Origin of the sequence: Jiangella muralis (assembly GCF_001270745.1) — a bacterium.
In the GTDB taxonomy this organism is placed as follows: Bacteria; Actinomycetota; Actinomycetes; order Jiangellales; family Jiangellaceae; genus Jiangella; species Jiangella muralis.
The window spans coordinates 222,406-247,884 of record NZ_KQ434752.1 but is presented as its reverse complement, the minus strand read 5'-3'; the positions used below and the strand labels follow the sequence as shown (position 1 = coordinate 247,884).

At 72.3% G+C, this 25,479-nt stretch carries 25 protein-coding genes and 1 pseudogene; 15 read left to right on the top strand and 11 right to left on the bottom strand.

The features are described 5' to 3' along the window. The first annotated feature begins 18 nt into the window (after positions 1-18). Positions 19-822, top strand: coding sequence for an inositol monophosphatase family protein (locus ACW62_RS04095; RefSeq protein ID WP_053202807.1), 804 nt, complete (start codon positions 19-21; stop codon positions 820-822). Between the two features lie 70 nt (positions 823-892). On the opposite strand, the gene ACW62_RS04090 is transcribed toward ACW62_RS04095, so the two are convergent. Continuing rightward, entirely contained in the window at positions 893-2,089 is a 1,197-nt protein-coding gene (locus ACW62_RS04090) for an ABC transporter permease (protein WP_053202806.1), read from the bottom strand. After that, on the bottom strand, positions 2,089-3,024 hold the full coding sequence (locus ACW62_RS04085) for an ABC transporter ATP-binding protein (RefSeq protein ID WP_053202805.1): 936 nt from the start codon (positions 3,022-3,024) through the stop codon (positions 2,089-2,091). The genes ACW62_RS04090 and ACW62_RS04085 overlap by 1 nt, the downstream gene beginning before the upstream one ends. A gap of 271 nt (positions 3,025-3,295) precedes the next feature. On the opposite strand from ACW62_RS04085, the gene ACW62_RS04080 reads away from it, so the two are divergent. After that, a complete protein-coding gene (locus tag ACW62_RS04080) occupies positions 3,296-3,595 on the top strand; it encodes a DUF4193 domain-containing protein (RefSeq protein WP_053202804.1) in 300 nt (99 codons plus the stop codon). Positions 3,596-3,613: 18 nt separating this feature from the next. Here ACW62_RS04080 and ACW62_RS04075 read toward each other — a convergent pair whose 3' ends face one another. Continuing rightward, positions 3,614-4,072, bottom strand: coding sequence for a DUF3093 domain-containing protein (locus ACW62_RS04075; RefSeq protein WP_053202803.1), 459 nt, complete (start codon positions 4,070-4,072; stop codon positions 3,614-3,616). Positions 4,073-4,169: 97 nt separating this feature from the next. Here ACW62_RS04075 and ACW62_RS04070 point away from each other — a divergent pair, with 97 nt between their 5' ends. From ACW62_RS04070 to ACW62_RS04050, 5 genes are read left to right on the top strand one after another with little or no spacing between them, the layout of a single operon-like run. Continuing rightward, the gene (locus ACW62_RS04070) at positions 4,170-4,733 is read left to right on the top strand and encodes a PaaI family thioesterase (RefSeq protein WP_053202802.1); all 564 of its coding nucleotides are present in this window, start codon (positions 4,170-4,172) and stop codon (positions 4,731-4,733) included. Next, entirely contained in the window at positions 4,730-5,206 is a 477-nt protein-coding gene (dut, locus tag ACW62_RS04065) for a dUTP diphosphatase (protein WP_053202801.1), read from the top strand. The genes ACW62_RS04070 and dut overlap by 4 nt, the downstream gene beginning before the upstream one ends. 18 nt (positions 5,207-5,224) lie before the next feature. Beyond that, on the top strand, positions 5,225-5,917 hold the full coding sequence (locus ACW62_RS04060) for a DUF3710 domain-containing protein (protein WP_053202800.1): 693 nt from the start codon (positions 5,225-5,227) through the stop codon (positions 5,915-5,917). A 34-nt stretch (positions 5,918-5,951) separates the two neighbouring features. Next, positions 5,952-6,338 carry an OB-fold nucleic acid binding domain-containing protein gene (locus ACW62_RS04055; protein WP_074946397.1) on the top strand — a complete coding sequence of 129 codons (387 nt, stop codon included), beginning with the start codon at positions 5,952-5,954 and terminating at the stop codon, positions 6,336-6,338. Position 6,339: 1 nt separating this feature from the next. After that, on the top strand, positions 6,340-7,065 hold the full coding sequence (locus tag ACW62_RS04050) for a DUF3159 domain-containing protein (RefSeq protein WP_053202799.1): 726 nt from the start codon (positions 6,340-6,342) through the stop codon (positions 7,063-7,065). 9 nt (positions 7,066-7,074) lie between these two features. Here ACW62_RS04050 and ACW62_RS04045 read toward each other — a convergent pair whose 3' ends face one another. Both ACW62_RS04045 and ACW62_RS04040 read right to left on the bottom strand, forming a co-directional pair. Next, positions 7,075-7,740, bottom strand: coding sequence for a potassium channel family protein (locus ACW62_RS04045; RefSeq protein ID WP_053202798.1), 666 nt, complete (start codon positions 7,738-7,740; stop codon positions 7,075-7,077). Next, entirely contained in the window at positions 7,740-8,405 is a 666-nt protein-coding gene (locus tag ACW62_RS04040) for a potassium channel family protein (protein ID WP_053202797.1), read from the bottom strand. The genes ACW62_RS04045 and ACW62_RS04040 overlap by 1 nt, the downstream gene beginning before the upstream one ends. Positions 8,406-8,604: 199 nt before the next feature. On the opposite strand from ACW62_RS04040, the gene ACW62_RS04035 reads away from it, so the two are divergent. The 4 genes from ACW62_RS04035 (at position 8,605) to ACW62_RS04020 (ending at position 14,047) form a co-directional block, all read left to right on the top strand. After that, the gene (locus tag ACW62_RS04035) at positions 8,605-10,530 is read left to right on the top strand and encodes an APC family permease (protein WP_083459280.1); all 1,926 of its coding nucleotides are present in this window, start codon (positions 8,605-8,607) and stop codon (positions 10,528-10,530) included. 35 nt (positions 10,531-10,565) lie between these two features. After that, complete coding sequence (locus ACW62_RS04030; protein ID WP_240477230.1) at positions 10,566-11,756, top strand: class I SAM-dependent RNA methyltransferase; 1,191 nt, start codon at positions 10,566-10,568, stop codon at positions 11,754-11,756. A gap of 201 nt (positions 11,757-11,957) precedes the next feature. Continuing rightward, positions 11,958-13,094 carry a magnesium and cobalt transport protein CorA gene (locus ACW62_RS04025; RefSeq protein WP_083459174.1) on the top strand — a complete coding sequence of 379 codons (1,137 nt, stop codon included), beginning with the start codon at positions 11,958-11,960 and terminating at the stop codon, positions 13,092-13,094. Between the two features lie 32 nt (positions 13,095-13,126). Further along, positions 13,127-14,047: an LLM class F420-dependent oxidoreductase gene (locus ACW62_RS04020; RefSeq protein ID WP_053202795.1), complete on the top strand. Its 921-nt coding sequence runs from the start codon at positions 13,127-13,129 to the stop codon at positions 14,045-14,047. Between the two features lies 1 nt (position 14,048). Here the strand turns inward: ACW62_RS04020 and glmS are convergent, their stop codons facing one another. The 4 genes and pseudogenes from glmS to ACW62_RS04000 form a co-directional block, all read right to left on the bottom strand. Next, entirely contained in the window at positions 14,049-15,866 is a 1,818-nt protein-coding gene (gene glmS, locus ACW62_RS04015) for a glutamine--fructose-6-phosphate transaminase (isomerizing) (RefSeq protein WP_053202794.1), read from the bottom strand. A gap of 107 nt (positions 15,867-15,973) precedes the next feature. Continuing rightward, positions 15,974-16,240 (bottom strand): hypothetical protein, encoded by a 267-nt coding sequence (locus tag ACW62_RS04010; RefSeq protein WP_205629125.1) that lies wholly within the window; start codon positions 16,238-16,240, stop codon positions 15,974-15,976. A 69-nt stretch (positions 16,241-16,309) separates the two neighbouring features. Continuing rightward, positions 16,310-16,584, bottom strand: a pseudogene (locus ACW62_RS36450) (response regulator transcription factor); the annotation flags it as partial. Positions 16,585-16,767: 183 nt separating this feature from the next. Further along, positions 16,768-17,913, bottom strand: a complete 1,146-nt coding sequence (locus ACW62_RS04000) for a hypothetical protein (RefSeq protein WP_157574362.1) — start codon at positions 17,911-17,913, stop codon at positions 16,768-16,770. Positions 17,914-18,058: 145 nt separating this feature from the next. Between ACW62_RS04000 and ACW62_RS03995 the strand changes: the two genes are divergently transcribed. The 3 genes from ACW62_RS03995 (at position 18,059) to ACW62_RS03985 (ending at position 21,989) form a co-directional block, all read left to right on the top strand. Then, complete coding sequence (locus tag ACW62_RS03995; RefSeq protein ID WP_053202791.1) at positions 18,059-20,887, top strand: aconitate hydratase; 2,829 nt, start codon at positions 18,059-18,061, stop codon at positions 20,885-20,887. 118 nt (positions 20,888-21,005) lie between these two features. Beyond that, complete coding sequence (locus ACW62_RS03990) at positions 21,006-21,590, top strand: type IV toxin-antitoxin system AbiEi family antitoxin domain-containing protein (protein ID WP_053202790.1); 585 nt, start codon at positions 21,006-21,008, stop codon at positions 21,588-21,590. Between the two features lie 81 nt (positions 21,591-21,671). Next, a complete protein-coding gene (locus ACW62_RS03985) occupies positions 21,672-21,989 on the top strand; it encodes a hypothetical protein (RefSeq protein ID WP_053202789.1) in 318 nt (105 codons plus the stop codon). Positions 21,990-22,101: 112 nt separating this feature from the next. On the opposite strand, the gene ACW62_RS03980 is transcribed toward ACW62_RS03985, so the two are convergent. Next, complete coding sequence (locus ACW62_RS03980) at positions 22,102-22,569, bottom strand: hypothetical protein (protein ID WP_053202788.1); 468 nt, start codon at positions 22,567-22,569, stop codon at positions 22,102-22,104. 323 nt (positions 22,570-22,892) lie between these two features. Further along, positions 22,893-23,387: a hypothetical protein gene (locus ACW62_RS03975; protein WP_157574360.1), complete on the bottom strand. Its 495-nt coding sequence runs from the start codon at positions 23,385-23,387 to the stop codon at positions 22,893-22,895. 175 nt (positions 23,388-23,562) lie between these two features. On the opposite strand from ACW62_RS03975, the gene dxs reads away from it, so the two are divergent. Further along, a complete protein-coding gene (gene dxs, locus ACW62_RS03970; RefSeq protein ID WP_053202786.1) occupies positions 23,563-25,479 on the top strand; it encodes a 1-deoxy-D-xylulose-5-phosphate synthase in 1,917 nt (638 codons plus the stop codon).

The window sequence follows — 25,479 nt, the reverse complement described above, 5'->3', positions numbered from 1 at the left end:
CCTGTGGAGGATTCCCCCGTGACGGCCGACCCCGCCGACCTGCTCGTCCTGGCCGAGAAGACCGCCCGTGAGGCCGGTGACCTCGTTCGCGACAAGCGCGAGGCGGTCGAGCGCATGGCCGTCGCCGGCACCAAGTCGACGCCCACCGACGTCGTCACGGAGTCCGACACCGCCGCCGAGGCGCTGATCCGCTCGCGCCTCTTCGCCGCCCGCCCCGACGACGGCTTCCTCGGCGAGGAGGACGGCTCGGTCGCCGGCTCCACCGGCGTCGAGTGGGTGGTCGACCCGATCGACGGCACGGTCAACTACCTCTACGGGATCCCGCAGTACGCGGTCTCCATCGCCGCCCGCGTCGACGGCGTGGTCCGCGCCGGCGTCGTGCACAACCCGGCCAGCGGCGAGACGTGGACGGCCGTGTCCGGCGGCGGCGCCTTCCTCGACGGCGGCCCGGTGCGCGTCTCGTCCTGCTCGACGCTGTCGTTGGCGCTGGTCGGGACCGGTTTCGGCTACGACGCCGTCCGGCGGGCGCGGCAGGCGGCGGTGCTCCTGGAGGTCGTCCCGGCCGTCCGCGACATCCGCCGGGCCGGCGCCGCCGCGCTGGACCTGTGCGCCGTGGCGACCGGCCGGCTGGACGGCTACTACGAGCGCGGCCTGAACCCGTGGGACCTCGCGGCGGGCGGGCTGATCGCCGCCGAGGCCGGCGCGGTGGTCAGCGGCCTGCGCGGTGCGGACGCCGGCAACGACCTCGCCCTGGCGGCGACGCCCGGCGTGGCGGCCGAGCTGACGGCGTTGCTCGAACGCCTCGGCGCCGACCACGACTAGCCCGCGCCCATGATCATCGGCGATCGACCACACCCCAACGTGGTCGATCGCCGATGATCATGGAGAAGCCCTAGGAGATCACCTTTCGCCGGGCGGCCCAGGCGTCCTTCAGCGACACCTTGGCGCCCATCCGCAGCACCGCCCCCTCGTAGATCCGTGCCGCCAGCACGACCAGCACCGCGATCAACGCGAGCATCAGTCCCAGCGCCAGCCCGATCTCCCAGCCGGCGGCGTCGCCCCGGGCCATGCGTAGCGGCATGATCAGCGCGCTGAACGGCGGCACCACGCTCAGCACCCCGGCAGCGGCGGCGTCCTGGTTGAGGAACACGTAGAACGCCCCGAAGTAGGAGACCATCATCAAGGTGTTCACCGGCGTGGTGACGTTCTGCAGGTCCTCCTGCCGCGAGATGCGGGCCGCGGCCGCCGCCGACAGCGACGCGTAGGCGGCGAAGCCGAGGACGAACCAGCCGAGGGCGGTGAGGACGGGCGTGATCATCGGCCCGCTCAACTCGATCGCCCCCAACGCCGACGCGAGACCGAGCCCCAGCCCGCCGATCAGCGCCAACTGGACGAGCCCGAGCAACCCGATGCCGATGATCTTCCCGGCCAGCAGCGCCCGCGCCGGGATGGTGGCGAGGATGACCTCGACCACCCGGCTGGACTTCTCCTCGACGACGCCCATGGCGACCCACATGGAGTAGGTGATGAGCTGGCCGAACAGCACGATGGTGCCGAAGAACGCGATGGCGCCGCGGGTCTCGCGCTCGTCGGCGTCGGGATCGAGGGTGACGGTCTGCAGGGTCGCCGACGTGAGCGCGGCGGACACGTCGGCGGGGTCGATGCCGGCCGATTCCAGCGCCCGCGCACCCTCGACCTGGCTGTACGCGTTCTGGAGGACGGCGCGCAGCGAGTCGTCGAGGGACTGGTCGACGACGACGGAGTCGCCGTCGAGGTAGGCGTCGAGGTCGCCGTCGCGGACCGCCTGCTCGGCCTCGGCGGCGTCGGCCGCCGGCCGGAAGCTCACCTCGATGTCCGCGACGGAGGCCTGGTGCGAGACCGCCTCCTGCAGGCCGGACGGCTCGCCGACCAGCGCGACGTCGTAGCTGCCGGCGCCGAAGTCGGTGAACCGGGGGAGCAGCACGACCACCGCGATGATGCCCAGCGTGATGAGCAGCGAGATGAAGAACGAGCGTTCCCGGATGCGCTGCCCGAACTCGCGGCGGGCGACGAGCGTGACGGCCTCGCGGAACGACAGGGGGCGCGACATCAGGCGGCCTCGACCTTCTCGGACCCGGACGGCACGGCCGGCTCGGCGACGACGGAACGGAACAGGTCGGCCAGGGTGGGGCGGACCGGCGTGAACTGGTGGACGGGGCCCAGCGCGCGGGCGGCGTCGAGCAGGCTCTGGTCGTCACCCGACGGCGGCAGCTCGACCACGGCGGTCCGGTCGCCGTCCTCGACGACGGTCAGCCCGGGCACCGCCGCCGCCAGCGCGGCCACCCACCCGGGCGCCGCGCCGACCGCCAGCCGGAACCGGTTGGCGGCCGTGCCGCGCAGCTCGTCGACGGCGCCGTCGGCGACCAGGCGGCCGGCCCGGATGATGCCGACCGCGTCGCACAGCCGCTCGACCAACTCCAGCTGGTGGCTGGAGAACACCACGGCGGCGCCGGCGTCGACGCGGGCGCGCAGCACCGCGGCCATGGAGTCGACGCCCATCGGGTCGAGGCCGCTGAACGGTTCGTCGAGGACCATGACGGTCGGCTCGTGCACCAGCGCGGCGGCCAGCTGCACCCGCTGCTGGTTACCGAGTGAGAGCGATTCGACGCGATCTGACGCACGTTCGCTCAGAGCGAGCGCCTCGAGCAGGTCCGATGCGGCCTTGTCGGCTGTGATGCGTGCCACACCGTGCAGGCGCGCGAGATACACGAGATGCTCGTGTATCTGCATCTTCGGGTACAGTCCACGCTCTTCGGGCATGTAACCGAACTCACGCCTGATGTCCTGGTTCAGCGGGGCGCCGTTCCACCGGACCTCGCCGCTGTCGGGCTCGAGGACACCCAGGACGATGCGCATGGCGGTGGTCTTGCCGGCCCCGTTGGTGCCGACGAAACCGTACATCTGACCAGGTCGGACCGCGAATGAGAGATCGTCGAGGGCCACGACGTCCCCGTAGCGGCGGGACAGCCGGTCGAGCTCGAGCATGGGGTTCCTCTCAGTGCGGGACGATCCGCTCACAGCCTCTCGCCTGGAATGGTGATATCCCTCGTCCCCGAGAACGGTGTGATCCGTCGGTCCAGAGGACGACACGAATTCCCACAGTGTGGGGTGCCGTGCCAACCGGGTACCGCATCAGGCAGAATCTCCCGCTCGGAGCGGGCACAACCGCGGGCCGTCGTGCGTTACGGAGGGGCACGGTGTCCAAACCGGCCCGGCCACCGACATCATGACGCGCCCAGTGAGGGGGAATAGATCAATGGCAACCGACTATGACGCGCCACGCAAGACCGACGACGATCTGTCCGAGGACTCGCTGGAGGAACTGAAGAACCGGCGCATGGACAAGACGTCGGGGATCGTCGACGTCGACGAGTCCGACCTGAACGAGTCCATGGAGCTGCCGGGAGCAGATCTTTCCAACGAGGAGCTGGCGGTCCGGGTGCTGCCGCGGCAGGCTGACGAGTTCACCTGCTCGCAGTGCTTCCTGGTGCACCACCGCAGCCAGCTGGCGAAGGAGAAGGACGGGATGCTCATCTGCCGCGACTGCGCGGCCTGAGCGATTCCGGAGAACCCCTCACCGGCCGGCCGTCTGACGCGCCGCCTCGAGTTCGGCCACGAGCCGCTCGGGGCGGCGCGTCGACACCAGCCAGTAGGGAGTGGGGTCGGCGGTGTCGTCGACCCCGATGCGCACGACCCCCGGCACGTACCCGCGGATCGCCACGTAGGCGCGGCGGTCGAGGCCGGGGCCACGGGCCGCCCGCGCGTCGTCGCCGGTGAGCGCCTCGGCCGAGCCGACGGCCGTCACGGGCAGCCGGGCCCGCCCGACGCTGACGCCCTCAGGCCCGACCGCGATCGACAGCCGCCCGTAGAGCAGCAGCGCGGCGCCGCCCAGCAGCAGGACCGCGCCGGTCGCCGGCAGCGACACCCGCGGCCCGAAGGGCAGCTCGTAGACCAGCCAGACCGACGCTGCCAGCCCGGCCAGCAGCAGCCACCAGCGGGCCGGGACGACCAGGCGTTCGCGGTACGCACTCATTGCAGCAGACTGCCACGCACCGTGAAGGTGGGCCCCGCAGGGGCCAGTGTTCAGGGTGCCACGGATCGCCGGAGTCGAACGGGTAGGGTCGTCGATCGTGACCGAACGGCAGCACGGGGAGCCGCGTCCCGGCGACGCGATCGAGCGGCATCCCGGCGCACCGGCCCCCGGCAGCACCATCGCCTCGCACTACCGCATGTGCGTCGGCTGCGGACCGGACCATCCGACGGGGCTGCACGTCACCGTCGTCGCGGGCGAGGGCCTCACCGTGGCCGGCACGTTCACCGTCACCGACGACCACCAGGGCGCGCCCGGCCTGGCCCACGGCGGCATCCTGTCGCTGGCCTTCGACGAGGTGCTCGGCTCGCTGATCTGGCTGATCGGCAAGCCGGCCGTCACCGGCCACCTGGAGACCAGCTACCGCCGTCCGGTCCCGGTCGGCACGACGCTGCACATCGACGCCGCGGTCGACCGCGCCGAGGGCCGCAAGATCTTCATGTCCGCGACCGGCCGCGAGAACGCGCCCGACGGCCCGGTCAGCGTCGCCGCGTCCGCCGTGTTCGTGGTCGTCCCGCCCACCCATTTCACCGACCACGGCCGCCCGGTGGCCGCGTCGGAGCTCTCGGCAGCGGCCGCGAAGGTCGCGGAGGTGAACCCGTGACCGGTCCCGTCGACGTCCTCATCACCCGGCTGGACCCGGAGGTGCCGCTGCCGGGCTACGCGCATCCCGGCGACGCCGGCGCCGACCTGGTCACGACCAGCGACGTCAGCATTCCGCCGGGGGAGCGGGCCATGGTGGGCACGGGCATCGCGATCGCCCTGCCCGCGGGATACGCTGCATTCGTCCACCCGCGGTCGGGGCTCGCGCACCGGCTCGGAGTCAGCATCGTCAACACACCGGGCACGGTCGATGCGGGCTACCGGGGCGAGATCAAGGTGCTGCTGGTCAACCACGACCTGCGGGAGCCTGCGGTGTTCGCGCGCGGCGACCGCATCGCCCAGCTGGTCCTCCAGCGGGTCGAGCAGGCCCGGTTCCACGAGGTGGAGCGGCTACCGGGCTCGGCGCGGGGCGACGGCGGGTACGGGTCGACGGGCACGGCAAGCCAGGCCGGCGGCAACGCCGGCGTCCGATAGACGAAGGGGACGGTCAGGGTGTGGGGACGGCGGCGCCACGACGGCGATGAGGACGAGCCCGAGGTCGAGGAGACCACGGAGGCCACCTCGACGGCGTCCGGTTCGGGCGAGGACGACGAGGCGAAGAGCGACCGGTCCGGCGGCCCGCTCGACGAGTCCGAGGTCGACCTCGACGAGGCGCGGCAGGGCCGCGTCGACCTCGGCGGCCTGCTGGTCAAGGCCGCGCCCGGCATGAAGCTGCAGCTGCAGGTCGACCAGCGCACCGGCAACGCCACCAGCGCGGTCCTCGCCATCGACGACGCCGCGGTGCAGCTGATCGCCATCGCCGCGCCGCGCAGCTCCGGCATGTGGGCGCAGACGCGGCTGCAGATCAGCCAGGACGCCCAGCGTCGCGGCGGCCGCGCCGAGGAGGCGGCCGGGCCGTTCGGCACCGAGGTCCGGCTGGTGGTTCCGGTGCAGACGCCCGACGGCAAGCAGGTGCTGCAGCCGTCGCGGGTGTCGGCCGTCGACGGCCCGCGCTGGATGCTGCGTGCCACGTTCCTCGGCAAGGCCACCAACGACGCCGCGACGTTCCAGCGCTTCGTCGAGCTGGTGAAGGAGACGGTGGTCGTCCGCGGCCAGTCGCCGATGGCGCCGGGCGACGTCATCGTGCTGAAGCCGCCGGCCGGCACCCGCCCGCCGGCCGACCCGTCCCAGCCGCTGCAAGCCTGAGCTGCTCGTTTGCTGCGAGGAATACCCTGTAGACGTGGAAGAGAACACCGGGCGCCGCGGCATCTGGGGCGCCATCACGCGCTGGGTCGCCTCCGACGAGGAGGTCGAGGCCGAGGAGCTGCGCGACGACGCGCGCGAGGCCGGCTGCCAGCCGCTGGCCGACGTCCAGGACCGCACCACCGTGCGCGTGCGCGGGGTGCTGCAGTCGGTCACGCTGCAGCCGCGCCTGGGCACCCCCGCCCTCGAGGCCGATTTGTACGACGGCTCCGGTGCCGTGACACTGGTCTGGCTCGGCCGGCGGCGCATCGCCGGCATCAGCTGCGGACGCCGGCTGGTCGCGACCGGACGGGTGGCCACCCTCGACGGCCGCAGGGTCATGTACAACCCGCGATACGAATTGCTGCCCGCAGGCATGGAGTGAGATGAGTCAGAGCGATCCCGGCGCCCCCGACCATGCCGGCCGGCAGAGCTGGATCCAAGGGCTCACCTCCGACGAGCGGTTCCGCCCCAAGGACGTCCTCGGGCCGGCCGCCCTGCTCGACGCCGGGCTCCCGCTCGCCGTCTTCACCCTCGTCTACACCGCGGCCGGCCGCAACCTGTCGCTGTCGCTCTGGGTCGCGCTGGGCGCCGGCGTCCTGCTCGCCGCCGTCCGGCTGCTGCGCAAGGAGCCGCTGCAGAACGTCGTGGCCGGCTTCCTCGGCGTCGGCCTCGCCGCGTTCATGGCCAACCGCACCGGCAACGCCGAGGACGTGTTCCTGCCCGGCCTGCTCATCAACATCGGCTACGGGCTGGCTTACCTGGTCTCCATCGTGGTCCGCTGGCCGTTGCTCGGCGTGTTCGTCGGGCTGGCCACCGGCCAGGGCACGGTCTGGCGGAAGGACCCCGCGCTGCTGCGCGCGTACACGCTGGCCAGCCTGCTGTGGGTGGGCATGTTCGCGGTGCGGCTGGCGGTTCAGCTGCCGTTGTACCTCGCCGGTGAAGAGCAGATCGGCTGGCTGGCCGGTGCCCGGCTGGTCATGAGCTGGCCGCTGTTCCTGCTGGTCGCGTACCTGTCCTGGCTGATCATCCGGCCCGCGTACCGTGCCCACCAGGAGCGTGCGGCGGCGGCCGCCGCGCCGCCGGCCAAGCCCGGCCCCGTCGACGGCTGACGTTCGCGCTCAGCCGAGGTGCGGCGAGAGCAGGTCCTCGAGCTGCTTCTCCCGCTCCGGCGCGGCGACGAACAGCAGCTCGTCGCCGGCCTCCAGCGGGAGGTCGGGCAGCGGGCTGTGCACGTGCTTGCCGCGGATGATCGACACCAGCGAGGTGTCGACCGGCCAGGCGACGTCCGCGACCGCCGTGCCGACGATGGGGGAGTCGACCGGCAGCGTCAGCTCCACCAGGTTCGCCTCGCCCTGCCGGAAGCTGAACAGCCGGACGAGGTCGCCCACGCTGACGGCCTCCTCGACCAGGGCGCTCATGATGCGCGGCGTCGACACGGACACGTCGACGCCCCAGGACTCGTTGAACATCCACTCGTTGCGCGGGTGGTTCACCCGGGCCACCACGCGCGGCACGCCGAACTCGGTCTTGGCCAGCAGCGACACCACGAGGTTGACCTTGTCGTCGCCGGTGGCGGCGATGACGACGTTGCAGCGGTCCAGCGCCGCCTCCTCGAGCATCGACAGCTCGCAGGCGTCGGCCAGCAGCCACTCGGCCTCGGGCACGCTGGCGGCCTTGATCGCCTTGGTGTCCTTGTCGATGAGGAGCACGTCGTGGCCGTTGGCCAGCAGCTCCGACGCGATCGAGCGGCCGACGTTGCCGGCGCCGGCGATGGCGACGCGCATCAGATCTCCACCTCCGGGTCCTTGGCGAGCACCTGGGCGACGTAGGAGACCCGCTCGGTGTTGACGAGGATGTGGACGAGGTCGCCGTCCTGGATGACGGTGGACGCGGTGGGCAGCACGCCCTCGCCGTAGCGGGTGAGGAACGCGACCCGGGCGCCGGTGGCGCCCTCCAGCTTGTCGGCGCTGTGCCCGATCCAGCCGTTGCTGATGTGGAACTCGGCCAGCTGGACGGTGCCGGTGGGATCGACCCACTCCGTCTGCGCGCCCTCGGGGAACAGCCGGCGCAGGATCTGGTCGGCCGTCCACCGCACCGTCGCCACCGTCGGGATGCCGAGGCGCTGGTACACCTCGGCCCGGCCGGGGTCGTAGATGCGGGCCACGACGTTGTCGACGCCGAACGTCTCGCGGGCCACCCGGGCGGCGAGGATGTTGGAGTTGTCGCCGCTGCTGACCGCGACGAACGCGTCGGCGCGCTCGATGCCGGCCTCGATGAGCACGTCGCGGTCGAAGCCGACCCCGGCCACCGTCGAGCCCTCGAAGCCCGGCTGCAGCCGCCGGAACGCCTCGGGGTTCTGATCGACGATCGCGACCGTGTGGTCGTGCGATTCGAGGATGTGCGCGACGGTCGAGCCGACCCTGCCGCAGCCCATGATGACGACGTGCACGGTGGTCCTCTCAAGCTGTCCGATCGGGACTGACGTCAGACCTCGCGGTCGGCGCCACCCTCCACAGGCAGCCGAAGGCCTGCCGTGTCGCAGTCGACGTTACACGTCCGCCGTGGAAGGCATACCATTGCCGATCGTGCCGAGCCTCGGCGATCTGTCCAAGCGGCTCCTCATCGGTCGCAAACTTCCCAGCGAGCGCATGGGGCACACGCTGCTACCCAAGCGCCTGGCCCTGCCGGTGTTCGCCAGCGACCCGCTGTCGTCGGTCACGTACGCCACGCAGGAAGTCCTGGTCATCCTGACGCTGGGCGGCCTGGCCTACCTGACGTACACCCCGTGGGTCGCCGCGGTCGTCGTGCTGCTGCTGATCACCGTCGTGGCGTCGTACCGCCAGCTGGTGCGCGCGTACCCGACCGGCGGCGGCGACTTCGAGGTGGCCAACACCAACCTCGGCCCGACCGCCGGGCTGATCGTCGCCAGCGCCCTGCTGATCGACTACATCCTGACGGTGGCGGTGTCGGTCTCAGCCGGCGTCGACAACCTGATCTCGGCCGTGCCCGAGCTGAACGACTACCGGGTGCCGATCGCCATCGGCATCGTCGTGCTGCTCTCGGCGATGAACCTGCGCGGCATCCGCGAGAGCGGCATCGCGTTCGCGATCCCCACCTACCTGTTCATCCTCGGCATCGCCGGGCTGGTCGTGTGGGGGCTGGGCCGGACGGTGTTCGGCGACGACCCGGTCGCGGAGTCGGCGCAGTACGACGTCCAGGCGGAGCTGACCGACCTCGGCGGCATCGCGCTGATGCTGCTGGTGCTGAGAGCGTTCGCGTCCGGCTGTACGGCGCTGACCGGCGTCGAGGCGATCGCCAACGGGGTGCCGGCGTTCCGCAGGCCGAAGGCGAAGAACGCGGCCGCGACGCTGGCCATCATGGGCACGCTGTCGATCACGATGTTCAGCGGCATCACCGCGCTGGCCGTCATCGCCGACGTCCGCTACGTCGAGAACTCCTGCGACCTGGTCGGGTTCGACTGCACGCAGCCGCAGCCGACCGTCATCTCGCAGCTGGCCGAGGCGGTGTTCGGCGGCGACACCATCCCCTTCTACTACGTCCAGGGCGCCGCTGCGCTGATCCTGATCCTGGCCGCGAACACCGCGTTCAACGGCTTCCCGCTGCTCGGCTCGATCCTGGCGCAGCACCGCTACGCGCCGCGCCAGCTGCACACCCGCGGCGACCGGCTGGTGTTCAGCAACGGCATCCTCGTGCTGGCGGTGCTGGCCGGCCTGCTGATCGTCGCGTTCGACGCCTCGGTGACACGGCTGATCCAGCTCTACATCGTCGGGGTGTTCACGGCCTTCACGTTCGGCCAGACGGGCATGGTGCGGCACTGGAACCGGCTGCTGGCGGCCGGGCCGGCCGGGCCGGAACGACGGCAGATCCTGCGCTCGCGGGCCATCAACGGCGCCGGCGCGATCCTCACGGGCGTGGTGCTGGTGGTCGTGCTGATCACCAAGTTCACCCACGGCGCCTGGCTCGTGGTCGCGATGATGCCGCTGCTGTTCCTGCTGATGCGCGGCATCCGGCGGCACTACGACAGCACGTCGCGCGAGCTGGAGGTCGAGGACTGGCCGGCCGAGTCGCTGCTCCCGTCGCGCGTGCATGCCGTCGTGCTGGTGTCGCGGCTGCACAAGCCGACGGTGCGGGCCATCGCCTACGCGCGGGCGGCCCGGCCGGACATCCTCGAGGCGATCACCGTCGACGTCGACGAGTCGGCCACCGCCGCGCTGCTGGACGAGTGGGACCGGCACGACATCCCGGTGCCGTTGCGGGTGCTCGACTCGCCGTACCGCGAGATCGCCCGGCCGGTGGTCGAGTACGTGCGGGCGATCCGCCGGGCCAGCCCGCGCGACATCGTGACGGTGTACGTGCCGGAGTACGTGGTCGGGCACTGGTGGGAGCGGATCCTGCACAACCAGAGCGTCTTCTGGCTCAAGGGCCGGCTGCTGTTCACCCCGGGCGTCATGGTGACGAGCGTGCCGTGGCAGCTGCGGTCCGCGGCGGCCGCCAAGGCGAAGGCGAAGGCCAAGCAGGCGCCCGGCGGCGTCCGGCGGGGTGGTCCCCGCTGAGCGGGCGGACGCGCACGGCCCGCGGCGAGTCCGTCGTGGGCACGGAGGTCGTGGTCGACGTCGGCGCGGTCGCGCACGGCGGTGTCTGCGTCGCGCGGCACGAGGGCCGGGCCGTCTTCGTCCGGCACGCACTGCCCGGCGAGCGGGTCCGGATCCGGGTCACCGAGGGCGGCACCGAGGACCGGTTCTGGCGCGCCGACGCGGTCGCCGTCCTGACGCCGTCGCCGGCCCGGGTCGAGCCGCCGTGCCCGTGGGCCGGACCGGGCAAGTGCGGCGGCTGCGACTGGCAGCACGTGCTGCTGCCGGCCCAGCGCTCGCTGAAGGCGGCCGTCGTCGCCGAGCAGCTGGAGCGGCTGGCCGGGCTGCGCCGCGAGGTGACGGTCGAGCCGGTGCCGGGCGACGACGACGGGCTCGGGTGGCGCACGCGCGTGACGTACGCCGTCGACGCTGGCGGGCGGGCCGGGCTGCGGGCGCACCGCTCGCACGAGGTGGTGCCGATCGACGGCTGCCGCATCGCGCATCCCGAGGTCCGCGCGGCCGGGGTCGAGGACGGCGCCTGGCCCGGCGCGGCGTCGGTCGAGGTCGTCGTGGCGAACACGGGGGAGCGGCAGCTGCTGGTCGACGACGAGGTGGTCGAGGGCCGCCGGTACGTCGTCGAGGAGGCGGCCGGGCGGCGCTGGCGGGTCAGCGGCGGCGGGTTCTGGCAGGTGCACCCGGGAGCGGCGAATACGCTGGTCAGTGCCGTGCTGGACGGTGTCGAGGCGCGGCCGGGCGAGACCGCGCTGGACCTCTACTGCGGCGTCGGCCTGTTCGCCGGCGCGCTGGCGCCGCTGGTCGGCTCGTCGGGCACGGTGGTGGGCGTCGAGGGGGCGCGGGAGGCCGTCGCCGACGCGCGGCGCAACCTGCACGACGTCCCGTGGGTGAAGCTGCTGGCCGGCCGGGTGGACCGCGTGCTGGCCGGGACCGGACCGGCCGGGATGCCGGCCGCCGCCGACATCGTCGTGCTGGACCCGCCGCGCGAGGGCGCCAAGGCCGCCGTCGTCCGCCGCATCGCCGAGCGGGCGCCGCGCGTCGTCGCCTACGTGGCCTGCGATCCCGCCGCGCTGGCCCGCGACCTCGCCACGTTCGCCGCCCACGGCTACCGGCTCACCGGCCTGCGCGCGTTCGACCTGTTCCCGATGACGCACCACGTCGAGTGCGTCGCGATCCTGCGTCCGGCGAGCTGATCGCCGTCCGGGCCCTCGGTGGACTATCCTGAACGGTGGTGTAACACGGCGATGTATCGGGAGGTGGGGCAGCCATGCGCAGCGAGCCTCCTAGTCATGCGTCGCAGGGCGCCGAGGTCCGGGGCAGCTGATGCCTGACGGCCGGGTTGTCCTGCGTCGCACGACACCCGTCTCCGTCCGCACCGCCATGGGAGCGACGCCATGCCTCCTCGCCGTCAGCGCGCCCTGCGCGTCATCCGCCCTGCCCTGCGCCGGCAGGGCCGGGGCGACTCCGTGACCGATCGCCCGGCCGACCAGCCCGCGACCACCGAGCGGCGGTCCAGCATCGTCGACGCCGCGCTGTACCGCGACGGCAAGCGCATCAGCACGCCCAGCTCGCTGGCCGAGACGTACCGCCAGCTGCGCGCCGACGCCGAGGCCATGGCCTGGATCGGGCTGCACAAGCCGAGCGACGCCGAGCTGCTGTCGCTGGCCGACGAGTTCGACCTGCACGAGCTCGCCGTCGAGGACGCCATGGAGGCGCATCAGCGGGCCAAGCTGGAACGTTACGGCGAGACGCTGTTCGTCGTGCTGCGCGCGGCCCGCTACCTCGACGCCGTCGAGGAGGTCGACTTCGCCGAGCTGCACCTGTTCGTCGGACCCGGCTTCGTCATCACCGTCCGGCACGGCGCCGCGCCCGACCTCTCCGGCGTCCGGCGTCGCATGGAGGACGACCCCGACCTGCTCCGGCTGGGCCCCGAGGCGGTCCTGTACGCCGTCCTCGACGCCGTCGTCGACGGCTACGTGCCGGTCGTCAACGGCGTCAGCAACGACGTCGACGAGATCGAGGTCCAGGTGTTCGGCCGCGACCCCAAGGTGTCGCGGCGCATCTACGAGCTCTCCCGCGAGGTGCTGGAGTTCCAGCGGGCCACCCGGCCGCTGTCGGTCATGCTGGCCGGGCTCGAGGGCGGCTTCGAGAAGTACGGCACCGACGAAGAGCTGCAGCGCTACCTGCGCGACGTCGCCGACCACGTCACGGAGGTCACCGAGCGGGTCGACGGCTTCCGGCAGGTGCTCTCCGACATCCTCGCCGTCAACGCCACGCTGGTCACCCAGCAGCAGAACGAGGAGATGAAGTCGCTCACCGAGGCCAGCTTCGCGCAGAACGAGGAGATCAAGAAGATCTCCTCGTGGGCGGCCATCCTGTTCGCCCCGACGCTGGTCGGCACCATCTACGGCATGAACTTCGACAACATGCCCGAGACACACTGGTCGTTCGGCTATCCGTTCGCGGTGCTGCTCATGGCGATCGTCTGTGTCAGCCTGTTCGTCATCTTCCGGAAGAAGGACTGGCTCTGAAGCCGCGGGCCCGGCCGTGAAAGGCTGGGCCCATGCAGCTGCGCATCTTCACCGAGCCCCAGCAGGGCGCGAGCTACGACGACCTGCTCGCCGTCGCCCAGGCGACCGAGCGGCTCGGCTTCGACGCCTTCTTCCGTTCCGACCACTACCTGAAGATGGGCTCCGTCAGCGGGCTGCCCGGCCCGACCGACGCGTGGACGACGCTGGCCGGGCTGGCCCGCGAGACGTCGCGCATCCGGCTCGGCACGCTGGTCACGTCGGCGACGTTCCGCAACCCCGGTGTGCTGGCCATCCAGGTCGCGCAGGTCGACCAGATGTCCGGCGGACGGGTCGAGCTGGGGTTGGGCGCGGGGTGGTACGCGCGGGAGCACGAGGCGTACGGCATCCCGTTCCCGGAGAAGCGGTTCGGCCTGCTCGAAGAGCAGTTCGATGTCATCACCGGGCTGTGGAACACGCCGGAGGGGTCGACGTTCTCCTACGCCGGCTCGCACTACACGGTCACCGAGTCGCCGGGGCTGCCCAAGCCCGTGCAGCGGCCGGTCCCGCTGATCGTCGGCGGCAACGGCCCGCGGCGCACGCCAGCGCTGGCGGCGAAGTACGCCGCCGAGTACAACTCGTCGTTCCCGGCGAAGTCCGACATCGCCGAGCGGTTCGGCACCGTCCGCAAGGCCTGCGAGGACGCCGGCCGCGACCCCGACTCGCTGGTGTACTCGGTGGCGCTGGTGGCCTGCGTCGGCGCCGACGAGGCCGAGTTCGCCCGCCGGGCGGCGGCGATCGGCCGCGAGCCGGCCGAGGTCCGCGCTCACGGCCTCGCCGGGACGCCGCAGGAGGTCGTCGACGGCATCAGCGCGGTCCGCGAGCTGGGCGGCGGCCGCGTCTACCTGCAGATCCTCGACCTCTCCGACCTCGACCACCTGGAGCTCATCGCGGCCGAGGTCGCGCCGCATGTCTGACTTACTCGACCGTCACCGACTTCGCCAGGTTGCGCGGCTTGTCGACGTCGTGGCCGAGCGTCAGCGCGGCGTGGTAGGCGAGCAGCTGGAGCGGGATCGTCAGTAGCAGCGGGTCCAGCTCCGGCTCGCTCTTCGGCACGGCGATGACGTGCGCGGGCGCGACGCCGAGGTCGACGCCGTCGTGCGTCACCACGGTGAGCGGGCCGGAGCGGGCGCTGATCTCCTGCAACGCGCCGAGATTGCGGTCCAGCAGCTCGTCGTCCGGCACGATCGCGACGGTCGGCAACTCCGGGCCGACCAGCGCGAGCGGGCCGTGCTTCAGTTCGGACGTCTGGTACGCCTCGGCGTGCCGGTAGGAGATCTCCTTCAGCTTCTGCGCGCCCTCGCGGGCCACCGGGAAGCCGCGGGTGCGTCCGACGAAGAACAGGCTCGGCGCCGTGGCGAGCTCCTTCGCGACGGCGGCCAGGTGCTCCTCGTCGCCGACGATCGCCTCGATCTGCTCCGGGAGCGCCTGCAGCGCCTGGATGAGGCGGCGGCCGTCCGCCGGTGACACGTCGCGGATGCGGCCCAGGTGCAGGCCGAGCAGCGCGAACCCGACCAGCATGTTCGTCAGCGCCTTCGTCGACGCGACCGCGACCTCGGGGCCCGCGTGCAGGTAGACGCCGCCGTCGCACTCCCGCGCGATGCTCGACCCGACCGCGTTGACCAGGCCGATCACCCGCCCGCCCTTCCGCTTCAACTCCTGGACGGCGACCAGCGTGTCGTACGTCTCGCCGGACTGGCTGACCGCGACGTAGAGGGTGTCCTTCTCGATCACCGGGTTGCGGTAGCGGAACTCCGAGGCCGGCTCGGCGTCGGCGGGAATGCGGGCGACCTCCTCGATGAACTGCGCGCCGGCCTGCCCGGCGTAGTAGGCCGAGCCGCAGCCGAGGATCTTCACCCGGCGGAACTCGCGCAACTCGCGGGCGTCCATCTCCAGGCCGCCGAGTCGCACGGTGTGGAAGCGCTCGTCCAGGCGGCCCTTGAGGATGCGGCGGACGGCGTCGGGCTGCTCGGCGATCTCCTTGTGCATGAAGTGCTCGTGGCCGTCGGTGCCGTAGTCGGAGGCGTCCCAGTCGACGGTGACCGCGGTCTTCGTCGTCCGGGCGTCGCGGGTGAACGTCTGGTAGCCGTCGGCCCGGAGCGTGGCCAGCTCACCGTCGTCGAGGTGGACGACCTGCTTGGTGTAGCGGACCAGGGCGGCGGTGTCGCTGGCGACGTGCATCTCGCGGTCGCCGATGCCGAGGATGATCGGGCTGCCGTTGCGGGCGACGACGACGCGGTCCGGGTGCGCCTGGTGCAGGACGGCGATGCCGTAGGTGCCCTCGATGCGGCCGAGGGCGGTGAGGACGGCGTCCTCCAGCGTGTCCGCCGGCGCCCGGGCGATCAGGTGCGCCAGCACCTCGGTGTCGGTGTCGGAGGTCAGCGGGACACCGTCCGCCTCCAGTTCGGCGCGCAGCTGGGCGGCGTTGTCGATGATGCCGTTGTGCACCACCGCGACCCGGCCATCGGCGCTGAGCTGCGGGTGCGCGTTCTGCTGCGACGGGACGCCGTGCGTGGCCCAGCGGGTGTGGCCGATGCCGGACTTGCCGCCGAACCGCTTCGGCAGGCCCGCCTCCAGCTCGCGGACCCGGACGGCGTCGCGGTGCAGCCGGATCTCGCTCGGCCCCAGGACGGCGACGCCGGCGGAGTCGTAGCCGCGATACTCCAGCCGCGCCAGGCCGTCGACCAGGATGGGGGCGGCCGGCTTCGCGCCGACGTATCCGACGATTCCGCACATGATGTGGGTCCTCTCGTTGCTGTCTTCATAGCTGGATGGCGGCGGGGCGGCCAGGGGGCGGCGTCCGCCGTCGGCGCGGCTGCGTCGCGTCGGCCGTCGGTGCGGCGTCAGCCGTAGACGATGCGGCGCAGCTGGCGGGCGGACAGGTCGGGGGCGCGGACCGGGCGGTGCGTCAGCTCGGCGCGGATCCGTTCGAAGATCTCCTCGTTCTTCCCGCCGCGCAGTTGCAGCTCCTGGTGCCGGCGTCGCACGTAGTCCTCGACCGGCTCGGCGAAGTACGCCGCGACGTCCGCGACGACCCGCCGCGCCACGCCGGCCGGCAGCCCCGTCGTCCGGATGATCTGCTCGACGAGCTCCGCGGCGGTGTGCGTCACGCGGTCCACCCTGCCGTCGTCGGGCTGGATCGGCAAGATTCTGCCCGGAATCGGGCAAGTTTTGTTTCTTCAGCCGCCAGGCTGCGCGAGCCCGGTTTCGTAGGCCATGACGACGGCCTGGGCGCGGTCGCGCAGGTCCAGCTTCATCAGGATGCGCCCGACGTGCGTCTTGACCGTCTGCTCGGCCAGCACCAGCGTCTCGGCGATCTCACCGTTCGACCGGCCGGCGGCGATGAGCTTGAGCACCTCGGTCTCCCGCGGTGTCAGCGCCCGCAACTGGTCGGCCCGCGGCCGTTCGGTTGCGGGCGGCGGGCGACGTCGGCGATCAGCGTCCGCGTCACCGACGCTCGCGGCCGGAGCTGCTGCCGGTAGCGCTTGCCCCGCCGCTCGGTCGCGACGTTGGTCGCCTGGCTGGTTCGCCGGAGCTGGGCTCGCCCGAGTGACCGAGGCTGGGACCGGCGTCGGTGGCGCCCGCCGTGCTGCTCGGTCGCGGCGCTGGTCGCGCGGCTTTGTCGCTCGTGCGCGCGTCATGGCAGCGGGATCTCGACGGTGAGCGGGCTGGGCGCCTGGAACTCGTACTGGGCGCCGGGTGGGAGGCCGACGGTGCCGGTGGGGCGGTAGGCGAGCGTCACTGATCGCACGTCGTCGGGGAGGAGGAAGGCGAGGACGTCCGGCGGGGTGGGCGGGTAGGCGGGTGTGGCGATGCCGGCGTCGTGGGTGACGGTCCAGCTGGCGGCGGCGTCGACGTCGGCCCGCCAGGAGGTGTTGGCCGGCTGGCGGAGGTGATCGTCGACCCGGACGAGCAGCCAGGCGTGGCCCGGCGGCGCCCAGCCCTCGAAACGGTCGAACGGCGCCAGGTGCACCTCGGTGATCCGGCCGCCGTAGCCGACGTCGAGGCCGCCGCGGGTGAGGTCGCCGGCGCCGGTGCCGAACTCGGCCTCCAACTGCGCCTCGGTACGCACGGCGATGGTCCGCGGCGGCCAGGCCGGCACCGACACCGGCACAGCGGCGGGCCGGTCGTACGCGACCCGGGACACCGACGACGTCACCTCGCCGGTGCGCAGGTCGAGCCGCTGGTCGGCCCCGTCGGCGGTGGCGACGAGGGCGGGCCGGGCGTCGTCGTCGACCGCCGCGACCAGGAGGTGCTCCTCGGGTCGACGCTCGCCGCAGGGCAGGTCGTCGCACGGGAACACGAGCGGATCGGCGGCGCCCGGCAGCGTGACCGGCAGCCGCTCGGACCCGGTGTCGAGCCAGAGCGTCGTCGAGGCGTCGCGGGGCGCCCGGTCCGGACCAGTGCCGACGAGGAACGGGTCGGCCGACGGCGCGAGCGGCGGGGGAGCGGCGACCCGGACCCGCCACACCCGCGCGACGAGATCGGTGCCGGCCCCGAGACCCCACCCACCCACCGCGTGCACCGTCACCGTGACGGCGGGCGTGACCAGCCGCGGCGGCGGCGACACCGGTTCCAGCCCGCCGACGTCGCCGGCCGGACGCAACACCGCCGCGCCCGGCGTGACCTGAGCCGCGACCGGCGCCGAGCGTGACTCTGACGCCGTCGCCGCACCCGCCTTCAACGCCGGCGCGGCGCCCACCACCGGCCCCACATCGCCGGAGACCGGGCGCGCCTCAGCCGCGCACCCGGCGACGGCCAGGGCGATGACGATCAACAACATCCATGCCTTCATGTCTTCTATGGGTCAATCGAGAAGGGCGAATGTGACAGCGGGAGCGAAGAAAATTAGAGCGTGATATCTTGAAGTCAAGAGACTTCCGGTTAGGCGAGCCTCAGCGCGCAGGCGATCACCGCCGTGCGCGACGATGAGCGCAGCGAACCATGACGCGAGAGGTTGGGGATCGAACGTGACCAGCAAGGACAGCTTCGGCGCGAAGGGAACCCTGCAGGTCGGTGACGCCTCGTACGAGGTGTACCGGCTGGCCGCCGCGGGTGACGTGGGCCGGCTGCCGTACAGCCTGAAGATCCTGCTGGAGAACCTGCTGCGCACCGAGGACGGCGCCAACATCACCGCCGATCACGTCCGTGCGGTGGTCGACTGGGACGCTTCGGCGCAGCCGAACACGGAGATCCAGTTCACCCCCGCGCGCGTCGTCATGCAGGACTTCACCGGCGTGCCGTGCGTCGTCGACCTCGCCACCATGCGCGAGGCCATGAGCGACCTCGGCGGCGACCCGTCGAAGATCAACCCGCTGGCCCCGGCCGAGCTGGTCATCGACCACTCCGTCATCGCCGACGTCTTCGGCGCGCCGGACTCGTTCGCCCGCAATGTCGAACTGGAGTACGGCCGCAACAAGGAGCGCTACCAGTTCCTGCGCTGGGGCCAGGGCGCGTTCGACGACTTCAAGGTCGTGCCACCGGGCACCGGCATCGTCCACCAGGTCAACATCGAGCACCTGGCCCGCACCGTCATGGTGCGCGACGGCGTCGCCTACCCCGACACCTGCGTGGGCACCGACAGCCACACCACCATGGTCAACGGCCTGGGCGTGGTCGGCTGGGGCGTCGGCGGCATCGAGGCCGAGGCGGCCATGCTGGGCCAGCCGGTCAGCATGCTGATCCCGCGCGTGGTCGGCTTCAAGCTGTCCGGCTCGCTGCCCGACGGCGCCACCGCCACCGACCTCGTCCTCACCATCACCGAGCAGCTGCGCAAGCACGGTGTCGTCGGCAAGTTCGTCGAGTTCTACGGCCCGGGCGTCGCCGAGGTGCCGCTGGCCAACCGCGCCACCATCGGCAACATGAGCCCCGAGTACGGCTCCACCATCGCGGTATTCCCGATCGACGACGAGACCATCCGTTACCTGCAGCTCACCGGCCGGACGGCGGACCAGGTCGCCCTGGTCGAGGCCTATGCCAAGGAGCAGGGCCTCTGGCACGACGCCGACCACGAGCCGACCTACAGCGAGTACCTCGAGCTCGACCTCGGCACCGTCGTCCCGTCCATCGCCGGCCCGAAGCGCCCGCAGGACCGCGTCTCGCTCACCGACGCGAAGACGGCGTTCCGCACCTCGCTGCGCGACTACGTGGCGCACGACGAGGGCCCGCACACCGCGCTGGACGACGCCGTCGAGGACACCTTCCCGGCCAGCGACCCCGTGGCCGTGCACCCGAACGGCGGCGGCGCCGAGGAGCCGCGCGCGCTGGCGTCGGCCGCCGCCGGCTCCGAGGGGCGTGCGTCCGCGCCGGTCAAGGTCACGCTCGACGACGGCACCGAGTGCGAGGTCGACCACGGCGCCGTCGTCATCGCGGCCATCACCTCGTGCACGAACACCTCGAACCCGTCCGTCATGATCGGCGCGGCGCTGCTGGCCAAGAAGGCCGTCGAGCGCGGGCTCAACCGCAAGCCGTGGGTCAAGACGACGCTCGCGCCCGGCTCGAAGGTCGTCATGGACTACTACGAGCGCGCCGGCCTGACGCCGTACCTCGAGAAGCTGGGCTTCCACCTGGTCGGATACGGCTGCACGACGTGCATCGGCAACTCCGGCCCGCTGCCCGAGGCGGTGTCGGCCGCCGTCGACCAGAACGACCTCGCCGTCGTCTCCGTGCTGTCGGGCAACCGCAACTTCGAGGGCCGCATCAACCCCGACGTCAAGATGAACTACCTGGCGTCGCCGCCGCTGGTCGTCGCGTACGCGCTGGCCGGCAGCATGGACATCGACATCACGACCGAGCCGCTGGGCACCGGCAGCGACGGCGAGCCCGTCTACCTGCGCGACCTGTGGCCGTCGCCGGCCGAGATCGAGGAGACCGTCGAGTCGGCCATCGCCAGCGAGATGTTCACCCGCGACTACGCCGACGTGTTCGCCGGCGACCAGCAGTGGCAGTCGCTGCCGACGCCGTCGGGCAACACTTTCGACTGGGCCCCCGACTCGACCTACGTGCGCAAGCCTCCGTACTTCGACGGCATGGGCGAGACGCCGTCGCCGGTGACGGACATCGCGGGCGCGCGGGTGCTGGCCAAGCTGGGCGACTCGGTGACGACCGACCACATCAGCCCGGCGGGCGCCATCAAGGCCGACTCGCCGGCCGGCCACTACCTCTCCGAGCACGGCGTGCAGCGGCGCGACTTCAACTCGTACGGGTCGCGGCGCGGCAACCACGAGGTGATGATCCGCGGGACGTTCGCCAACATCCGGCTGCGCAACCAGATCGCGCCCGGGACGGAGGGCGGCTTCACTCGCGATTTCACGGCGCCGGACGCTCCCGTCACGTCGATCTACGACGCGTCGGTGGCGTACGCGGCCGCCGGGGTGCCGCTGGTGATCCTGGCCGGCAAGGAGTACGGCTCCGGCTCGTCGCGCGACTGGGCGGCGAAGGGAACGGCGCTGCTGGGCGTGCGCGCGGTCGTCGCCGAGTCGTACGAGCGCATCCACCGGTCGAACCTGATCGGCATGGGCGTCCTGCCGCTGCAGTTCCCGGAGGGGACGTCGGCGGAGTCGCTCGGGCTGACCGGCGAGGAGACGTTCGACGTCACCGGCGTGACGGCGCTGAACGACGGTTCGACGCCTTCGACGGTGCGGGTGAAGGCCGGGGACGTCGAGTTCGACGCGGTGGTGCGCATCGACACGCCGGGCGAGGCCGACTACTACCGGCACGGCGGGATCATGCAGTACGTGCTGCGCAGCCTGCTCTGAGGTTCGTACGCCGCCGCCGGCCGGTCTGTTGTCCACAGGCCGGCCAGCGGCGCCATGTTGTCCACAATCCTGGGATCGGCGGTGGCGGCGGCCGGCCGGATCTGTTGATCTTGACGGCATGCGAATCACACCCGACGACGTCACCTGGCTGCTCCGTGCCGGCCACGGTGTCTTCAGCGTGGCCGAGGCTCGGCTGCGCGGCATCACCAGGTCGCGGCTGGTCCGGCTGGAGCGTTCCGGGCTCCTGGTGCGGCTGGCTCGCGGTGTCTACGCCGCCGCGGCGGACCACGCGGCAGCCGACCCGTGGACGGCGTTCGGCCTGCGGTCCCGGGCCTTCACGCTCGCCTGCGGCCCTCGCGCGTTCGCGGCCGGCTGGTCCGCGGCCGCCGTGCACGGACTGCCCGCGATCAGGCCGCCGCCCGCCCAGCCGCTGGCGTACCTGATGGACGGCGCCGGTTCGGCGGTGAACAGCCGGTACGGGAGCGTGCGGGTGGCGGCGTTGCCACCCGATCAGTGTGTCTACGTCGACGGCTGCCGGGTGACGTCGCTGCCTCGTACGGTTGTCGACCTCGCCCGCTGGGGCCCGCGGGCCGACGCGCTCGTCGTCGCGGACGCGGCACTGGCGTCCGGTGTGACGTCAGGTGACCTGCAAGCGATGCTCGACCTCCAGGCCGGGTGGCGGGGCAGCCGCGACGCCGCGTAGGTCGTCGAGCAGGCCGACGGATTCGCCGAAAGCCCGCTGGAGACGCTGGGCCGGCTGACCTTCATCGAGCACCGCCTGCCGGTGCCGGTGTCGAACGTCTGGATCGACACCGGCGGCTCTCGCTACCGGGTCGACCACCTGCTGCCGGACCGCTGGCTCGTGTTCGAGGGCGACGGGTCGCTGAAGTACGACGATCGCCTCGATGCCGGTCGAGTCGTCGCTGAGCAGCGGGAACGCGAGTGGCGGCTGCGTGAGTCCGGGCTGGAGGTGGTGCGATACGGCTGGGATCTGGCGCGACACGACCGCCGCCGGCTGGCCGCACGGTTCGCCGCAGCCATCGCGCGGTGCCCGGTGCGGACCGAGTCCGTTCCGTGGACACGTGCCGGCCTCCTGGTCTGACGTCGCGTCCTGGTCCACCGTCGCGCAATTCGGCCAGAAGCGGCCGCAGGACGCGACAGCAGACCAGGACGCGACAGGAGACCAGGACGCGCGCCAGAGCCAGGATGTGGCGTCAGGGTTCGGGTGGCGGGACCGGTTCGGCGGGCGTGGGCGTCTCCTCGCGGGAGCGCGGGCCGCGGCCCATGCCGATGATCCCCACCACGTAGACCAGCAGCGCCACGCCGCAGACCCATGCGCCGGCCTGGAGGTCGCCGGCCGACACCGACAGGGAAGCATCGTTCGCGGACATCACGATCCAGAGCACCAGGGTCGCGACGCCGATCAGCCAGCCGATGAGCAGGACGAACCGCGACAGCATCAGGGCGCCGAGCACGCCCAGCAGGCCCACCACCGCGAGCGCCAGCGCCATCGAGTTCCAGTAGGAGGACGGCGCGCCGACGGCGGAGGTCTGGAAGAGCCGTTCGAGCGGGATCTCGGTCGCGTCGCGGCCGCGGAACCAGTCGAGATAGCCGCTGGCCGTGACGCCCAGGGCGCCGAGCACGGCGACGACGGCTCCGGTCGCCCGTTGACGGGTGGTCATGTGGATCGCCTCCTCATCGAGGGTCCAGACGACTCGTTCGCAGCCTCGTACCCGGCCTCGTGCCGGCACCGGTCGCGATTCCACTGTGCCACGCCCTCATGGGTCGCGCACCGCAGAGCGGCGAAGTGCGGGCGTCACCGGGCGGACTGGCCAGCGCCGGGCCAGCGCCGAGTTGACGCCCGACGTCATACTCGCGACCGACCGCCAGCGGCTGCCAGTGCCGGGCCAGCACCGGGCCGGGACCGAGGTTGACGCCCGACGTCATTCTGGCGACGGACCGCCAGCGCCGGGCCAGCGCCGGGCCGGCCAGCGCCGGGCAGACGTCAGCTGTCGTCGCCGAACATGGACAGGGGAGCGTCCACCTCTTCCTTGCGTGGGCCCATGATCACGATGCCGGCCAGGATCGCCAGCAGCCCGATCCCGCACACCCACACGCCGGCCCCGGCCCCCATGCCCGCGGGCGCGTTGTCCGTGGCGTTGCCGATGACGCGCATCAGTCCCCAGAGGGCGAGCGTCGCCACCCCGACCATCCAGGCCAGCACGAGGAGGAACCGGAACCGCAGCAGCGCCCCCAGCGCGCCCAGCGCCCCGACCACCGCCAGCGGCGCCGCCACGGACGCCCAGTAGCCGCCGGCCATGCCCGGAGCGCCGGTCTCGGCAAGATGCCGGATGGGCAGTTCGTGCGGCGCACGGCCGCCGTACCAGGCGACGTAGGCGCTGATCGCGCACAGCAGGCTGCCGGCAGCGGCGACGATGGCGCCGGTGGTCCGGCGTCCCAGTCGGCCGAACCGCCCCCACACCCGTTCCTCGTGAGACACAGCGGCAGGGTAGTGGCCCGCGCGGCACGCGCTCAACAAAGACACCTGAACGTGATCGAAAGGCGTTCGCCCTGGTTTCCTTTCCCTCGTGGGACTCACCCCCGCCCGGGTCCCCGGGGCCGGCCATTGGCCTAGACTCGGCAGTCAGCACCGACGCGACTTGGAGGCAGCACGCGTGGGACTTCTCGACCGCATCAAGGACCCCCGCGACCTGCGGGCACTGTCCGATGACGAGCTCGAGTCGCTGGCCGCGGAGATCCGCGACCGGCTGGTGGCGACCTGCGCCTCCAACGGCGGGCATCTCGGGCCGAACCTCGGCGTGGTCGAGTTGACGATCGCGGCGCACCGGGTGTTCGACTCGCCGCGCGACCCCATCGTCTTCGACACCGGGCACCAGGCGTACGTGCACAAGATGCTCACCGGGCGGCAGGACTTCACCCGGCTGAAGCAGTCCGGCGGGCTGTCCGGCTACCCGAGCCGCGCCGAGAGCGAGCACGACTGGGTCGAGAACTCGCACGCGTCGACGGCGCTGTCGTACGCCGACGGCATGGCCAAGGCGTTCGCGGTGCGCGGCGAGCGCGACCGCACCGTCGTGGCGTTCATCGGGGACGGCGCGCTGACCGGCGGCATGGCCTGGGAGGCGCTCAACAACATCGCCGGCGGCCCGCACACCGGCCCCGCCCGCCGTCCGCTCGTCATCGTCGTCAACGACAACGGCCGTTCGTACTCGCCGACGGTCGGCGGGCTGGCCCGGCACCTGACGGGGCTGCGCACCGACCCGCGGTACGAACAGGCGCTCGACGTCGTCAAGCGGACGCTCGGCCGCACCGCGCTGGTCGGCCAGCCGCTCTACGACGCGCTGCACGGGGTCAAGAAGGGCCTGAAGGACCTCCTCGCGCCGCAGGGCATGTTCGAGGACCTCGGCCTCAAGTACATCGGGCCCATCGACGGCCACGACCGCGCGCAGGTCGAGCAGGCGCTCACGCAGGCGAAACGGTTCGGCGGGCCGGTGCTGGTGCACTGCCTGACGCAGAAGGGGTTCGGCTACGACCCCGCCGTCCGCGACGAAGCCGACCAGATGCACAGCCCGCGCCCGTTCGACCCCGCTACCGGCGCCCCCGCGGGCAAGCCGGTGCGCGAGTGGACGGACGTGTTCAGCGAGGCGCTGGTGCGGGCTGGCCGGCAGCGGGCCGACGTCGTCGCCGTCACGGCCGCGATGCTCGGGCCGACCGGTCTGGAGCCGTTCGCCCGGGCGTTCCCGGACCGCTGCTTCGACGTCGGCATCGCCGAGCAGCACGCGGCCACGTCGGCGGCCGGTATGGCGGCCATGGGCCTGCACCCGGTCGTCGCCGTCTACGCGACGTTCCTCAACCGCGCGTTCGACCAGGTGCTGATGGACTGCGCCCTGCACAAGGCCGGTGTCACGTTCGTGCTCGACCGCGCCGGCGTCACCGGCAACGACGGGCCGTCGCACAACGGCATGTGGGACATGTCCATCCTGCAGGTCGTGCCGGGGCTGCGGCTGGCCGCCCCACGCGACGGCGCGCAGCTGGCCGAGCAGTTCACCGAGGCGCTCGACGTCGACGACGCGCCCACGGTGGTGCGATTCTCCAAGGGCGCCGTCGGGCCCGACGTCCCCGCGCTGGAACGTCTCGGCGGCGTCGACGTGCTGGCCAGGGGTGAGACGCGGGACGTGCTGCTGGTCGCCGTCGGGGCCATGGGCAAGGTCGGCGTCGACACCGCGAAGCGGCTGCAGGCGCAGGGCGTCGGCGTCACCGTCGTCGACCCGCGCTGGGTGAAGCCGCTCGACGACGTCATCGTCGAGCTGGCGCGGCAGCACCGGCTGGTCGTCACCGTCGAGGACAACGGCCGCGTCGGCGGTGTCGGCTCGGTGTTGGCGCAGCAGCTGCGCGACGCCGGCGTCACCGTCCCGGTGCACGACCACGGCCTGCCGCAGCGCTTCCTCGACCACGCCAAGCGCGACGAGATCCTGGCCGCCGCCGGGCTCACCGCGCAGGACCTCGCACGCGAGGTGTCCGGGCTGGTCGCGGCGCTCGACAGCACGCCGCACGACCGGACGACGACGGTGTGA